The organism is Hydrogenophaga sp. FW305-3-2-15-A-LB1, from assembly GCF_058787875.1.
Genome location: NZ_JBYTAE010000049.1, coordinates 1 through 13796, shown reverse-complemented (window position 1 = coordinate 13796; position 13796 = coordinate 1). Strand labels below are relative to the sequence as shown.

Annotated in this window: 11 protein-coding genes; 4 read left to right on the top strand and 7 right to left on the bottom strand. The window is 68.8% G+C overall.

The genetic code is table 11. The annotated features are described in order from the left end of the window. The first annotated feature begins 17 nt into the window (after positions 1-17). From AC3WPZ_RS15995 to AC3WPZ_RS15985, 3 genes are all read left to right on the top strand, one after another. Positions 18-809, top strand: coding sequence for a GntR family transcriptional regulator (locus AC3WPZ_RS15995; protein ID WP_492440513.1), 792 nt, complete (start codon positions 18-20; stop codon positions 807-809). A gap of 107 nt (positions 810-916) precedes the next feature. Then, on the top strand, positions 917-2611 hold the full coding sequence (locus AC3WPZ_RS15990) for an AMP-binding protein (RefSeq protein ID WP_492440511.1): 1695 nt from the start codon (positions 917-919) through the stop codon (positions 2609-2611). Between the two features lie 26 nt (positions 2612-2637). Then, a complete protein-coding gene (locus tag AC3WPZ_RS15985; protein ID WP_382323505.1) occupies positions 2638-3615 on the top strand; it encodes an NAD-dependent epimerase in 978 nt (325 codons plus the stop codon). A 7-nt stretch (positions 3616-3622) separates the two neighbouring features. On the opposite strand, the gene AC3WPZ_RS15980 is transcribed toward AC3WPZ_RS15985, so the two are convergent. The 3 genes from AC3WPZ_RS15980 to AC3WPZ_RS15970 all read right to left on the bottom strand — a co-directional run bounded on the left by AC3WPZ_RS15980 (position 3623) and on the right by AC3WPZ_RS15970 (position 5529). After that, positions 3623-4099, bottom strand: a complete 477-nt coding sequence (locus AC3WPZ_RS15980) for a low molecular weight protein-tyrosine-phosphatase (protein ID WP_291115547.1) — start codon at positions 4097-4099, stop codon at positions 3623-3625. 67 nt (positions 4100-4166) lie between these two features. Continuing rightward, complete coding sequence (locus AC3WPZ_RS15975; RefSeq protein ID WP_382160701.1) at positions 4167-4472, bottom strand: H-NS histone family protein; 306 nt, start codon at positions 4470-4472, stop codon at positions 4167-4169. Between the two features lie 67 nt (positions 4473-4539). Next, positions 4540-5529, bottom strand: a complete 990-nt coding sequence (locus AC3WPZ_RS15970; RefSeq protein ID WP_382323504.1) for an RluA family pseudouridine synthase — start codon at positions 5527-5529, stop codon at positions 4540-4542. 591 nt (positions 5530-6120) lie between these two features. Here AC3WPZ_RS15970 and AC3WPZ_RS15965 point away from each other — a divergent pair. Beyond that, the gene (locus tag AC3WPZ_RS15965; protein WP_492440509.1) at positions 6121-9222 is read left to right on the top strand and encodes an Rne/Rng family ribonuclease; all 3102 of its coding nucleotides are present in this window, start codon (positions 6121-6123) and stop codon (positions 9220-9222) included. 120 nt (positions 9223-9342) lie between these two features. Here the strand turns inward: AC3WPZ_RS15965 and AC3WPZ_RS15960 are convergent, their stop codons facing one another. The 4 genes from AC3WPZ_RS15960 to hemC are packed head-to-tail and all read right to left on the bottom strand — an operon-like array spanning position 9343 to position 13646. Then, the gene (locus AC3WPZ_RS15960) at positions 9343-10623 is read right to left on the bottom strand and encodes a heme biosynthesis HemY N-terminal domain-containing protein (RefSeq protein ID WP_492440540.1); all 1281 of its coding nucleotides are present in this window, start codon (positions 10621-10623) and stop codon (positions 9343-9345) included. 23 nt (positions 10624-10646) lie between these two features. Further along, entirely contained in the window at positions 10647-11825 is a 1179-nt protein-coding gene (locus AC3WPZ_RS15955) for a uroporphyrinogen-III C-methyltransferase (RefSeq protein ID WP_492440507.1), read from the bottom strand. After that, a complete protein-coding gene (locus AC3WPZ_RS15950; protein WP_492433403.1) occupies positions 11822-12679 on the bottom strand; it encodes a uroporphyrinogen-III synthase in 858 nt (285 codons plus the stop codon). The genes AC3WPZ_RS15955 and AC3WPZ_RS15950 overlap by 4 nt, the downstream gene beginning before the upstream one ends. 7 nt (positions 12680-12686) lie before the next feature. Beyond that, a complete protein-coding gene (gene hemC / locus AC3WPZ_RS15945) occupies positions 12687-13646 on the bottom strand; it encodes a hydroxymethylbilane synthase (RefSeq protein ID WP_492440505.1) in 960 nt (319 codons plus the stop codon). Positions 13647-13796: the final 150 nt, after the last annotated feature.

The window sequence follows — 13796 nt, the reverse complement described above, 5'->3', positions numbered from 1 at the left end:
TCACCAGAGAACACACCATGGCAACGAGGAAGACGAGCGCTGGAGACACCACGACCGGTGGCCCGGCGACACCCCCCATCAAGAAGTCGGCCCGGACCGCCGTCGAACCGGCGAAGCCTGCGGGCAAGGCACGCGAGCCGGAGGAGTCGCCCGAGGAGCGCGTTTACAGAACCCTGTACGACGGCATCCTGGATCGACGCCTCGCCCCCGGCACCAAACTCAAGGAGATACCGCTGGCGCAGGCTTTCGGCGTCACGCGTGGCGTCGTGCGAAAGACGCTGGCACGGCTCGCCACCGCCAAGGTGGTCACCCTTCGATCGCAGCACGGCGCCAGCGTGGCCAGCCCTTCGCTGGAGGAAGTCGGCCAGATCTTCGCGGCCCGGCGGCTGATCGAGGGTTTCGTGATCGAGCGGCTGGCCGAGTCGATCGACGCGGACCAGCTCAGGACCTTGCGTGAGCTCATGAAACAGGAACGGGACACCTACCGCGCGGGTGACATGCGCACCGGCATCAAGTTGTCGACCGACTTTCACGTGCAACTCGCGCAATGCGCCGGCAACACGGTGCTCACCGAATTCCTGCAGCAGCTGGTGGCCCGCACGCCCTTGATCTTTCTCGCGCACGGTGACCCTGGCAAGAGCGTCTCCTGCTCGGACCAGGAGCACGCGAACATCATCGCGGCGGTGATCGCAGGCGACACCGAGCGGGCAGTCAAGGCGATGCGCGCGCACCTGGACCATCTCGAAAGCCACGTCGTGCCGGCGGAGCGCACAAAGCCATTGGACCTCGCGCAATTGCTGGGGCTGTGACTCCGCCGGGATCCGCCGGTGGCGCCCCAACAGGTGAAACCCTCTAAACAGCGTGCGGAGGGCTTGGTAGATTCCCCCTTCGCACACACACAACGGAGACACGTCACATGACCCAAGTCGCGCCCGAGCTGCTCGCCCTGCAACGCCTGTACCACTGGGAAAAGACCGATCCCAACCGCGTTGCGCTCACACAGCCCATGGGCGCGGGCGCGGTGCAGGAATTCACCTGGGCCGAGATCGGCGACCAGGTGCGGCGCATGGCCACCCACCTGCAATCGCAAGGCTGGGAGCCGGGCTCCAAGGTCGCGATCCTCTCGAAGAACTGCGCCTGGTGGATGATGAGCGACCTCGCCATCTGGATGGCCGGCCACGTGTCGGTGCCGCTCTACCCCACGCTCGCGGCCGAGACGGTGCGCCAGATCCTCACCCACAGCGAGGCCAAGGCCTGTTTCATCGGCAAGCTCGATGGCTGGGAAGGCATGAAGCCCGGCGTGCCCGCCGGCCTGCCCTGCATCAGCTACGCGCTCTCGCCGCTGGACGCGATCCAGGCCTACGAAGGCTGGGACGCGATCTGCGGCCGCCACCAGCCGCTGCAGGGTGAGCCCACGCGCGGCGCCGACGAACTCGCGACCCTGATCTACACCTCGGGCACCACCGGCATGCCCAAGGGCGTGATGCACAGCTTCGGCAACTTCGCCTGGGCCATCGACTCCGGCGTCAAGCGCATCCCGCTCTCGGGCGAAGACCGCATGCTGTCCTACCTGCCGCTGGCCCATGTGGTCGAGCGCATGCTGGTCGAACACGGCTGGCTGCGCACCGGCATGCACGTGTACTTCGCCGAGTCGCTCGACACCTTCGCCGCCGACCTGCAGCGCGCGCGGCCCACCATCTTCTTCTCGGTGCCGCGCCTGTGGGTCAAGTTCCAGCAGGGCATCCACGCCAAGATGCCGCCGGCCAAGCTCAACCGGCTCCTGCGCATCCCCATCCTGGGTGGCATCGTGCGCCGCAAGGTGATGAAGGCCCTGGGCCTGGACCAGTGCAAGTTCGCCGCCGGTGGCGCAGCGCCCATGCCCATGGCCCTGCTGCAGTGGTACAGCCAGCTCGGCCTGAACATCAACGAGGGCTACGGCATGACCGAGAACCTCGCGCTCTCGCACATCACCGAGCCGGGCAAGAACCAGCAGGGGACCGTGGGCCCCACCTACGCCGGCGTGCAGCACCGCCTCGACCCCGAGACCGGCGAGGTGCAGATGCGCAGCCAGGCGCTGATGCAGGGTTACTACAAGGAGCCCGAGAAGAGCCGCGAGGCCTTCACCGAAGACGGCTGGCTCAAGACCGGCGACAAGGGCACGATCGACAAGCAGGGCCTGCTGCGCATCACCGGCCGTGTGAAAGACCTGTTCAAGACCGGCAAGGGCAAGTACGTGGCGCCCGCGCCGATCGAGGACAAGCTGGTGATGCACGAGGCCGTGGAAGCCTGCGTGGTGACCGGCGCCAACCTGGGCCAGCCCCTGGGCATCGTGATGCTCAACGCCGACGCGGCCGCGCGCGTGGCGAACGACGCCGCCGCGCGCACCGAGCTCGAAACCTCGCTGGCCAGCCACCTCAAGGGCATCAACGCCACGCTGGACCCGCACGAGCAGCTGCAGTGCATCGTGGTCGTCACCACCGCCTGGACGGTGGACAACGACATCATCACGCCCACCTTCAAGGTCAAGCGCAACCGCATCGAAGACCTGTACGCGCGGCACTACGAAACGTGGGAAACGTCCGGAAAACGGGTGATCTGGCAGAAAGACTGATGCAGGCTGGCGGCTAACATACCGCCATGCACATCCTCCTGACTGGCGCGGCCGGCTTCATCGGCATGCACACCGCCCAGCGCCTGCTGGCGCGCGGCGACACGGTGCTCGGCATCGACAACCTCAACGACTACTACGCCGTCGCGCTCAAGCGCGCCCGGCTGGAGCCGCTGCAGAAGCACCCGGGTTTCGCCTTCGAACAGGTCGATGTGGCGGACCGCGAGGCCATGGCCCGGCTGTTCGCCAGCCACCGCTTCGACGCCGTGGTGCACCTGGCGGCCCAGGCCGGTGTGCGCTACTCGATCACGCACCCCAACGCCTACCTCGACAGCAACCTCACCGGCTTCGGCCACATCCTGGAAGGCTGCCGCGCGCAGAAGCCGGGCCACCTGGTCTACGCGTCCAGCTCCAGCGTGTATGGCGGCAACACCAAGATGCCGTTCGAGGAAACCGACGCCGTCGACCACCCGGTGAGCCTGTACGCGGCCACCAAGAAGGCCAACGAGCTGATGGCCCACACCTACAGCCACCTCTATGGGCTGCCCACCACCGGCCTGCGTTTCTTCACGGTGTACGGGCCCTGGGGCCGGCCCGACATGGCCTACTTCAGCTTCACCCGCGCGGTGCTCGAAGGCCGGCCGATCCAGGTCTTCAACCACGGGAAGATGAAGCGCGACTTCACCTACATCGACGACATCGTCGAAGGCGTGCTGCGCGTGCTCGACAAACCGGCCATGCCCGAGAACGCGGGTGGACCGCCCTACCGCATCTTCAACATCGGCAACCACGACCCGGTGCCGCTGATGGACTTCATCGGCTGCATCGAACAGGCGCTGGGGCGCGAGGCGATCAAGGAATTCCTGCCCATGCAGGACGGCGACGTGCCGGCGACCTACGCCAGCACCGAGGCCCTGCACCGCTGGGTGGGCTTCGCGCCCTCCACGCCTCTGAAGGACGGCATCGAACGCTTCGTGCGCTGGTACCGCGAGTACCACCAGGCCTGAAGCCGCCTCAGTCCAGCGTGCTCAGCACCCGTGCGAGCACGCCCTCGCTGCCCTGCTCGCACAGGCCCAGCACCACCTCGAAGCCCTGGGCATTGCCGTAGTAAGGGTCGGGCACTTCGCGCCGGCCTTCCACACCCGCGTACTCCAGGAACAGGTGCAGCTTGTGCTGGTGCTCGGGCGGGCACTTGAAGCGCAGGTTCTCCAGGTTGTCCGCGTCCATGGCGAGGATCAGGTCGAAGTTCCTGTAGTCCTCATCGCGCACGCGGCGGGCGCGCTCGCGCTCGATCTGCGGGTAACCGCGCGCCATCGCCAGGGTGATCGCCCGGCGGTCGGGCTTCTCCCCCTGGTGGCCGGCGTAGGTGCCGGCGGAATCCACCTCCACCCGCTGCGCCAGCTGGCGGCGCGCGATGGCGGCGTGCAGCACGCTGGCCGCCATGGGCGAGCGGCAGATGTTGCCCATGCAGACGACAAGTATTCGAAACATGCTTTCGAGGGTACCAAAGACAAAGCCCGCCAGAGGCGGGCCGTGTGCAAGGAGGCAGGGGAGTGGATCAGATCAGGTAGCTGTCCAGACTCTTGCCCGATGCCAGCACGGCGCGAACCCATTCGGGTTTGCGGCCCGGGCCACCTGCCCAGAGTTCACCGTTCGGGCCTTTGTACTTGGCCGGTGCGGCCGATTTGGATTTGCCGGTCTTCTTGGTCGCCGAGGTGCTGCCCAGATCGGCGGTGGTGATGCCGAATTGCTTCATCTTCGCCTTGATGTCGGCGATGACCGCGGAGAGCTCGTCCTTGCGCGCCTGCTCGGCCTGTGCCATCAGGTTCTGGGCTTGCGCCATGAGTTCGGAATAACTTGCCATTGAAATCGTCCTTTTTAGGTAATGTTTGATCCATCCGGAACCGGATGTCTGCCAACGACGCAGACCATCATTCTATTCCGGGGGATCGCCATTTATATAGCTCCGGCGGCAATTCGGCCTGCAGTTCCAACGCGGATTTGGTGACAGGATGTGTCAACCTCAAACGCCAGGCGTGCAGGAACATGCGTTTCAAACCAATTCGCGCCAATTGCCGATTGAGTTCGAAATCGCCGTATTTGTCGTCGCCCGCAATCGGATGGCCGGCGCTGGACAAATGCACGCGAATCTGATGGGTGCGGCCGGTCTTGATGGTGACCTCCAACAGGCTGAAGCCTTCGGGAACGACCGCCTCCAGCCCTGGTGGTGCGGGCACGCGCTGCGCCACCTTCACCAGCGTGACCGAGCGCATGCCGTCCGGATCGTCGGCTGTCGTCACCCTCACACGGCGTTCGCCATCAGGTAATAGGTATTTGTGCAAAGGCTGGTCCAGCACCTTCAGGCGGGCGGGCCAGGCGCCTTTGACCATCGCCAGATAGGTTTTTCCGGTTTCACGTTCGCGAAATTGGTCCTGCAATGCCTTGAGCGCGCTCTTTTTCTTGGCAATCAGCAACAGGCCGCTGGTTTCCCGGTCCAGGCGATGCACCAATTCGAGCAATCGGGCCTGCGGCCGAGCCTGGCGCATTTGTTCGATCACGCCGAAACTCACGCCGCTGCCACCATGCACCGCCACGCCGGCGGGCTTGTCAATCGCCAGAAAGGCCTCGTCCTCGAACACGACCGGGAATTCACGCGCCGGCGCCGGATGGGCCGCCTTCTCTTCGGCGCGTTCGGACAGCCGGATCGGCGGAATGCGCAACACATCGCCAAGGGCGACGCGGTCGTCGGCCGACACCCGGCCCTTGTTCCGGCGCACCTCGCCCGAGCGGATGATGCGGTAGATGTGCGATTTGGGCACCCCTTTGAGGATGCGGATGAGGAAGTTGTCCAACCGCTGCCCCGCCGACTCTTCGTCAACCGTGATGTGTCGGATTTCCCCCGAATTCGGGTTGCTGAGCATGGGTGTGAATAAGGCCACCACGAATGGCGGGGAGCTGACTATAATGCGTCACACCCGTCGTGTGCCGTAAGTGATTGATTTACCTTGAGTTTAAGGCAGTCACCCAAGGCAAGGGACCGCAGCTTGCAAGGCAAGGCGTCCGCCGCGGGTGGGTTGCCACCCGCAGCACCCGGGTCTGGCGCCGTTGCCCGATGCATTCCCATGCGAATCCTGGCACGGCGGCGGGCCGGTCGAAGCCGCGGGCGAATCCGCTGAAGAACACGAACCCGAATACGGAATACCCCCAATCACCCAGCCCGCAACACGTGGCTGGGTGAGGACGAAGTGAAGCCAGAGAGACACCGGCCAGATCCATGTCAATGACAGCCATCGAGCCTTCTTCCCTGTTCACCCACCTCCACGCGCCTACGCCCTGACCTGGCGGTTCGACGCGGCACCCTGGTGCCCGCCTGTGTTGAACGCCTTCCCCGAACCGCGGGTCAACGGCTCTCCGGCAATTCCTCCCCTCGTTCGCGCTTCCGCTGGTTCACGGCAGGTTGGCGCATGGGCCGGTGGCCCCTGCGTCCTTGTATTTGAACGAAGGAACGCATCATGAAACGCATGCTGATCAACGCCACGCAGGCCGAAGAGCGCCGCCTGGCGATCGTGGACGGGCAGAAATTGCTCGACTACGAAATCGAAATCGAAGGGCGCGAACAGCGCAAGGGCAACATCTACAAAGCGGTGGTCACCCGCGTGGAGCCGTCGCTCGAAGCCTGCTTCGTCGACTACGGCGAAGAACGCCACGGCTTCCTGCCTTTCAAGGAAATCTCGCGCCAGTATTTCGCCGCCGGGGTTCCGGTCAACCAGGCCCGCATCAACGACGTGATCCGCGAAGGCCAGGAACTGCTGGTCCAGGTGGAAAAGGAAGAACGCGGCAACAAGGGCGCCGCCCTCACCACCTTCGTGAGCCTGGCCGGCCGCTACGTGGTGCTGATGCCGAACAACCCGCGCGGCGGGGGCGTGAGCCGCCGCATCGAGGGCGAAGACCGCCAGGAACTCAAGCAGGCGCTGGACCAGCTCGAGTACCCCAACGGCATGAGCATCATCGCGCGCACCGCCGGCATCGGCCGCGACGCCGCCGAACTGCAGTGGGACCTGAACTACCTGCTCAAGCTCTGGAACGCCATCGACGGCGCGACCAAGGGTGGCAAGGGCGCCTTCCTGATCTACCAGGAATCGAGCCTGGTGATCCGCGCGATCCGCGACTACTTCAACAGCGACATCGGTGAGATCCTGATCGACACCGACGACATCTTCGAACAGGCTCACCAGTTCATGAGCCATGTGATGCCCGAGCACGGGCACCGCGTGAAGCGCTACCGCGACGACGCGCCGCTGTTCTCGCGCTTCCAGATCGAGCACCAGATCGAAACCGCGTACAGCCGCACGGTGAACCTGCCTTCTGGCGGTGCCATCGTGATCGACCAGACCGAAGCGCTGGTGGCGGTGGACGTGAACTCGGCCCGCGCCATCAAGGGCGGCGACATCGAGGAAACCGCGACCCGCACCAACCTGGAAGCCGCCGACGAAGTGGCCCGCCAGGCGCGCCTGCGCGACCTGGGTGGTCTGGTGGTGATCGACTTCATCGACATGGAAGAGTCGAAGAACCGCCGCGAAGTGGAAAACCGCCTGCGCGACGCGCTGCGCCAGGACCGCGCCCGCGTGCAGTTCGGCGCCATCAGCAAGTTCGGTCTGCTCGAAATGAGCCGCCAGCGCCTCAAGCCCGCGCTCAACGAAGGCGCTTCCATCCCCTGCCCGCGCTGCGGTGGTTCCGGCCACATCCGCGACACCGAGAGCTCGGCGCTGCAGATCCTGCGCATCATCCAGGAAGAGTCGCTCAAGGACAGCACGGCCGCCGTGCTGGTGCAGGTGCCGGTCGAAGTGGCCAGTTTCCTGCTGAACGAAAAGCGCACCGAGATCACCAAGATCGAACTCAAGCAGCGCATCAGCGTGCTGCTGGTGCCCAACAAGTCGCTCGACACGCCCAACTACAAGCTCGAGCGCCTCAAGCACGACGACCCGCGCCTGGACAACCTGGACGCGAGCTACAAGCTGGCCGATGAGGTGGACGACGTCGCCAGCTTCACGCGCCGCAGCCAGGAACGCACCAACAAGCAGGAACCGGTGATCAAGGGCGTGCTGCCCGACGGACCCGCGCCCGTGGCCGCACCGCGTCCCGAAACGCCGGCCCCCGCCGCCGCACCGGTGGCAGCGCCCGTGGCCGCCAAGCCCGTGCCGGCCGCGCCGGCACCGGCCGAGAAGGGTTTCTTCGGTTGGCTCAAGAGCCTGTTCGGTGCCGAGCCCGCACCGGCCAAGCCGGCGGCAACGCCTGCCGTGGCCGCACCGGCCGCCAAGGGCGGTGCCCGCGAAGAACGTGCCGACGGCGGTCGCCGCGAAGGTGGCCGTGACGGCCGCAGCCGCGGTGGCCGTGGTGGCGCCGAAGGCCGTGGTTCGCGCGAAGGCCGCGAAGGCGGTGGCCGCAACGGTGGCCGCGGTGGCGAAGGCCGTGCGGTCGAGGCGCGCGCCGAGGGCGGCCGCGTGGAAGGTCGCAGCGAACAGGCGCGTGGCGAAGGCCGTCGCGGTGAAGGCCGCGGCGAAGGTCGCAATGAGAACCGTGGTGAAGGCCGCAACGAGAACCGCAACGAAGGGCGCGGTGGTGAAGGCCGCCAAGGCAACCGCCGCGAAGGTGGTCGCCGGGAAGCCCCTGTGGCGGCCGAAGGCGGCAACGTCAACAACGCCCTGCCGCTGGACGCCGCGCCGAGCGACACGCCCGAAGCGGCCGAAGGCCAGCAACGCCGTGAGCGCGACCGCGATCGCCGCCCCCGCGGTGACAACCGCCGCCGCCAGCCGGGCGCCGAAGGTACCGAGGCAACGCCCCGTCCCGACGCCGTGGAAGGTGAACAGCCGGCCACCGTCGCCGAAGGCGTGAGCGAAGCTCAAGCCCCGCGCGAGGGCGACGCCGAGAACGGCGCGCCGCGCGGCAACCGCGAACGCCGCAGCCGCGACCGCTATGGCCGCGACCGCCGCGAACGCGGCCCCCGCGAAGGCGCGGTCGAAGGTGAAGAGGCTCCGGCCGCCGCCGAGACCGTGGCACCTGCCGAGCGCAGCGAAGCGGTGAACGACTCGCCCGATGCCTCGGCCTACGAAGCCCCCGTGCGCAGCTACTTCAGCATGGCCACGCCGCCTGCCGTGAACGCGGAAACCACCGAAGCGCCGGCGGCCGAACCCGTCGCTGTGGCGCCTGCCGAAGTGGTGGTGCCGGCCCCGGTGGCCGCACCTGCGGCCGAAGTGGCGGCACCCGCGCCCGCCGTGGTGCCGCAAGCACCTCGCGCGCCGCGCGCAGCAGCCCCCGTGGCCGCCGCCGCACCGCGCGCGGTCGAAGCGCCCGGCTCCCGAGGCCTGCCCAAGGTGCAGCCGTTCACGCTGTCCGTCGAATCCCTCGACCAGGTGGCGCAGGCCAGTGGCCTGGAATGGGTGAACTCCAACGCGGAGAAGGTGGCCCAGGTGCAGGCCGCCATCGCGGCCGAACCCAAGCCCATCCATGTGCCGCGCGAACCCAAGCCGCCCGTGGTGCTGGACGAAGGTCCGCTGGTGCTGGTGGAAACGCGCAAGGACCTGCGCGACATGAAGCTGCCGTTCGAGAACCCCTGAGTCCTCGCCACCGCCGCCCGCCTCCGGGCGTGGCGGCAGGCCCCAAAGAAAAAGCCGATCGGGTTCCGATCGGCTTTTTCTTTGGGGATGCCCTGGCGCATCCCCTGGGTTCGGTTCGACTCAGTCCAGCAGCGCGGCTCGCTTCCACGCAGCTTGCGCGGCCGTTTCATCGCCCCGCTCTTCGGCCAGCTGCGCCAGGCCACGCCAGGTGCGGCGCAGCAGGGCGGGGTCGTCCAGGCTGTGGCTGGACTGGCTCAGCATCTGCGCGGCCTTGCCCCAGAGCTGGCGACGCATGCAGGCCTGGCCCGCGAGGTACTGCAGGAAGCCGTTCTGCGGCCATTGGCGCTGCAACTGCTCCAGCCGGGCCAGCCCGGCGGCGTCGAGCTCACCCAGGCCGGGTTCCAGCGCCAGCACGAGCTGGCGCTGCTGCGCCACGTCCAGCGCCCCGAACTCGGGCCACAGGGGTTCGAGCCAGGCGCGCACGCGGGCGTGGACCAGCTCGCGGTCCTGCTCGCTGGTGGCGGGGCCGGTCAATTGGTTGGCGCGGCGCGCGGCGGCCAGGGCCACCTCGGGCATGGCGCGCTCGGTGGCGTCCAGGCCGTTCCAAAACGCGTCCAGCTGCGTCATGTCGTGTGCTTCGCGCAGGGCATCGAGCGCCAGGCCACGCACGATGCTGCGGGAGGCCTCGGGCGAAAATGCGCGGTGCTTGGCCAGCACGCGCGCGGTCTCCAGCGCCTCGCCGGTTTCACCGCCCAGGCGGGCGATGCGCAGCTTCAGGCGCAGCGCCTGGATGCGCCGGCTCGCGCCCTGCGGCAGCTCGGCCAGGCGCGCACGCGCGGCGTCGGCGTCATGGTCTTCCACCGCCCAGCGCACCGCGCGCAGCAGCGCACCTTCGTGGGCTTCCGGCGCGCTTTTGGCCAGCTTCGGGCTGAGGGCGGCCTGCAGGTTCTCGTCGCGGCGCTCGCGGTTCTGCAGCGATTGCGCGCTCTCGGCCAGCAGCAGGTGGGCGAGCAGCTGAAGCTGGTCGCGGCGGGGCCATTGCCCGGCCGGCACGCCCTTGAGCTGGTCCACCGCCTGCTGGGCCGCCGACTGCGCGCGCACGAAGCGGCCCGCCAGCTGGTGCGACAGCGCGTCCATCACCGACCCGACCACGGCGCGCTCGATCTGCTGGCTGCGCCAGCGCTGGGCCTGCGCGGGCAGGTCGCGCAACATCGAGAACGCGCGCAGCGCGGCATACAGCAGCACGAAGCCGCCGATCAGGCAGAAGACGACGAAGTTGAAGGAGACATCGAAACGGTAGGGCGGCCAGAACAGGGTGAGCGTGGCCTCGTTGTGCCCCACCAGCAGCGCGAGCGCCACGGCCAGCGCCGCGAGGCCGAGCAGCCAGAACACGCTGCGCATGGCACCACCAAAACGGGCGGCCATCAGCGCCCCCCTGCCGCGGCGGTCAGGGCCGTCAGGGTTTCTTCGGGCCGCGGCAGGTCGCTGTCCACCAGGTCCTTGCGCAGGCGCGCCAGCGTGGCCTGGGCGGTGGTCACGCGGGGCGAGTTGGTGTCGAAATAGCGCGCGAGCGCGGCTTCCACGGCCATCAGATCGGCCTGGCTGGCCTGCATGTGACGGGCCAGCAGGCCCAGGCGCGCATTGAGCAGCTTGAGCTTGAGGTTCTCGCGCATGAACAGGGCCTGGTCGGGCGCGAGCAGCACGGCTTCGGGCCGGTCGATGCGGCTCACGCGCACCAACTCGCGGCCGTTGCGGGTGACATCGGTCCAGATGCGCGTCCACAGACCGCTCCACCAACCCGACACGCGGCTCCAGCCGGTGGTGTCCGGTTCGGCCGCCGCGTCGGGCACGGCAGCGGTCTCGGGCGCGGCGTCCTTCACCGCCACGGGTTCGGGGGCGGCCTTTCGCCCGGCCTTGCCCTTGCTCAACGGCGCGGCCACCGGCTGGCCCACCTGGTTGAGCAGCGGCCAGTCGTCCACCTGCCGCGCGAGCTCATCGAGCTGCAGCGTGAGCGCGGGGATGTCGGCCAGGGACGCGCCCTGGATGCGCTGGATGTCGCGGCCGATGGCGCGCTGCACCGGGTTCAGGCGCGGCTGCGCGGCGCGCGCGATGCGCTGGTCGGCGGCCTGCAGGGCCGAGATGAGCGGTTGGGCGGTGCCGGTGAGCTGGGCCTGTTGCTGCGCCAGGCGCAGCGCGGATTCCAGGTCCTGCACCAGGTTGTCGTCGCGCGAGCGGGAGAGCGAGAGCATGAGCTCTTCGAGCTGGCTGCGCTGCAAGGTCACTTCCGACAGCCGCACCTCGGCCACGGCCAGGCGGGCCTGCAGTTCCTGCGTGAGGGCTTCGGCCTGGGCCGCCAGCGTGCGCGCCTCCACGGCCTGCGCGATGGTGTCCTGGCTGCGGCGGGCCAGCTCCTGCTGGGTGAAGCCGAGCTTCTGCCAAAGCAGGCCCGTCATCACCAGCGCCAACGCCGCGATCAGCAGGGCCAGCCATTGAAAGACCTGGCCCGGACGGCGCGGGGCGGCCACGGGCGCCGGCGGAGGCGCAACGACGGCGGGCGCCGGCGCGGCGATGGGGGGAGTGGGGTCGGGTGTGTCGGCGCTCATGGTCGGGTCCAGCCTGATTCTAGAGCGCGCACCACATCGGCCAGTGCAGGACGGGTCTGACAGATATGAACGAAGCCCGCCTGCACGGCGGCGGCGGCGATGCGCGGGTGCGTGACCAGCGCGCTCGCCGGCGCCCACGCCGGGGCGGGCCTCAGGTTTTGCAGCGGCAGCAGGGCTTCGGAGCTGCTGAACAGCCACACGCTGTGCGCCGTGGCCGCCGAGTCGATCAGGGCGCGATCGGCGGCTGACAGCACGGGCGCGCGTCGCGCATAAGCCACACATCCCCGCACCTGCGCACCGGCGGCGGTGCATTGGCGGATCAGCCAGTCGCGGCCGGTGCCGGCCACCCCGGCCTGCGCGGAGCCCTGGGCCGAGGTGCCGCGCACGATCAGCACCTGCCGCCCCGGGCCGACCTGGGACGAGACCACCGGCCACAAATGCTCGGAGTCGAACTGCGCGGCGTCGGGAGGCGGTGCATCAATATGGGCCGCGCCCAGGCCCAGCGGTTCAATGGCCTGCGCGAGCAGGCGCGCCGTGCCAGGCCCCGGGGCCCAGAAGCGGGTGTGCGGCGGCTGGCTGGCGGGTGCGACCCCGCCCTCGAAGAAATGGCTCACCGCCGCGCCGCTCACGAACAGGATGGCATCGGCCTGCGTCCAGTGCGCGCGCCAGTGGTGCAGCGTGGCCCGGTCGGCCTCGGCGGCGGGTGGCGCAATTTCAATCAGGGGCAGGGCCTGGGCGGGCCAGCCTTCGGCGCGCAGGGCATCCACCCAGACCTGGGCCTCGGGCGCCGGCCGCGTGACGATGAGCCGTTCCAGCCGGCGCCGGGTGCCAGGCGGGTGGGCGGCGGTGTCCACCAAGGCCTCAGGTCTCCGCGACCGGTGGCGCGGCACCGGCCGCGCGCAGCGCCTGGGCCACCTGCTGGCCCAGCGCCTCGGCCTCGTCCAGTGTGGTCACAGCCGCTTGGGTGCCGACGCGCACCAGGGGTGCCTGCCCCTCGGGGTCGCCCCAGGCCGCGTCGAGCCGCAGCGCGCCTTCGCGGCCCCAGTCGGCGTAGGCGGCCAGCGGCATGGAGCAACTGCCACCCATGGCGCGCGAGACCGTGCGTTCGGCGGCCACGCGCAGCCAGGTGGGCTGGTGCACCAGCGGCGCCAGCGCGGCGATCAGGTCGGCGCGGTCGGCGCGCACCTCGATGCCCAAGGCGCCCTGCCCGGCCGCCGGCAAGGAATCGGTCGGGTCGAAGATGTGGCGGATGCGCGCCTCCAGCCCCAGGCGCTTGAGGCCGGCGGCGGCGAGCACGATGGCGTGGTACCGGCCTTCATCGAGCTTGCGCAGGCGCGTGTCGAGGTTGCCGCGCAAGGGTTCGATGCGCACATCGTCCCGGCCCAGCTGGTCCAGCGCCGCGCGCAGCAGCACCAGGCGGCGCAGGCTGGAGGTGCCCACCACGCCGTTGGCCGGCAGGTCGGCCAGCCCGGCGCAGTGCGGCGAGACCCAGGCGTCGCGCGGGTCTTCGCGCTCCATCACGCAGGCCAGCGCGAAGCCGGGCGGCAGCTCCATCGGCACGTCCTTGAGCGAGTGCACGGCGATGTCGGCGCGGCCGTCTTCCAGCGCGAGCTCGAGTTCCTTCACGAACAGGCCCTTGCCGCCCACCTTGGACAGGCTGCGGTCCAGGATCTGGTCGCCCAGGGTGGTCATGCCCAGCAGCGTGACGCGGTGGCCCAGGCCTTCGAGCAAGGCCTTGACGTGTTCGGCCTGCCACAGGGCGAGGCGGCTTTCACGGGTGGCGATGGTGATGGCCAGAGCGGCGGAAGAGGATGGGGACATGGGTCGGGAAGGAGGGTCCGGGAAGGCCGGACGTCGCGGGCGATTTTGGTACCCGGCTGGTAACGGAAGCGGTGATTTTGGATGCTAGCATGCCCTGTTCCGTCGAGCGCCCGTCCACCCCAACCCACCACCCACCATGACGCGAAAGCC

Bases quoted from the DNA above. Each gene is read 5' to 3' on its own strand.
- AC3WPZ_RS15970 (WP_382323504.1), bottom strand. From the start codon at position 5,529: ATGCTCAGCAACCCGAATTCGGGGGAAATCCGACACATCACGGTTGAC.
- AC3WPZ_RS15955 (WP_492440507.1), bottom strand. From the start codon at position 11,825: ATGAGCGCCGACACACCCGACCCCACTCCCCCCATCGCCGCGCCGGCG.
- hemC (WP_492440505.1), bottom strand. From the start codon at position 13,646: ATGTCCCCATCCTCTTCCGCCGCTCTGGCCATCACCATCGCCACCCGT.
- AC3WPZ_RS15985 (WP_382323505.1), top strand. From the start codon at position 2,638: ATGCACATCCTCCTGACTGGCGCGGCCGGCTTCATCGGCATGCACACC.
- AC3WPZ_RS15980 (WP_291115547.1), bottom strand. From the start codon at position 4,099: ATGTTTCGAATACTTGTCGTCTGCATGGGCAACATCTGCCGCTCGCCC.
- AC3WPZ_RS15965 (WP_492440509.1), top strand. From the start codon at position 6,121: ATGAAACGCATGCTGATCAACGCCACGCAGGCCGAAGAGCGCCGCCTG.
- AC3WPZ_RS15990 (WP_492440511.1), top strand. From the start codon at position 917: ATGACCCAAGTCGCGCCCGAGCTGCTCGCCCTGCAACGCCTGTACCAC.
- AC3WPZ_RS15960 (WP_492440540.1), bottom strand. From the start codon at position 10,623: ATGCGCAGCGTGTTCTGGCTGCTCGGCCTCGCGGCGCTGGCCGTGGCG.
- AC3WPZ_RS15975 (WP_382160701.1), bottom strand. From the start codon at position 4,472: ATGGCAAGTTATTCCGAACTCATGGCGCAAGCCCAGAACCTGATGGCA.
- AC3WPZ_RS15995 (WP_492440513.1), top strand. From the start codon at position 18: ATGGCAACGAGGAAGACGAGCGCTGGAGACACCACGACCGGTGGCCCG.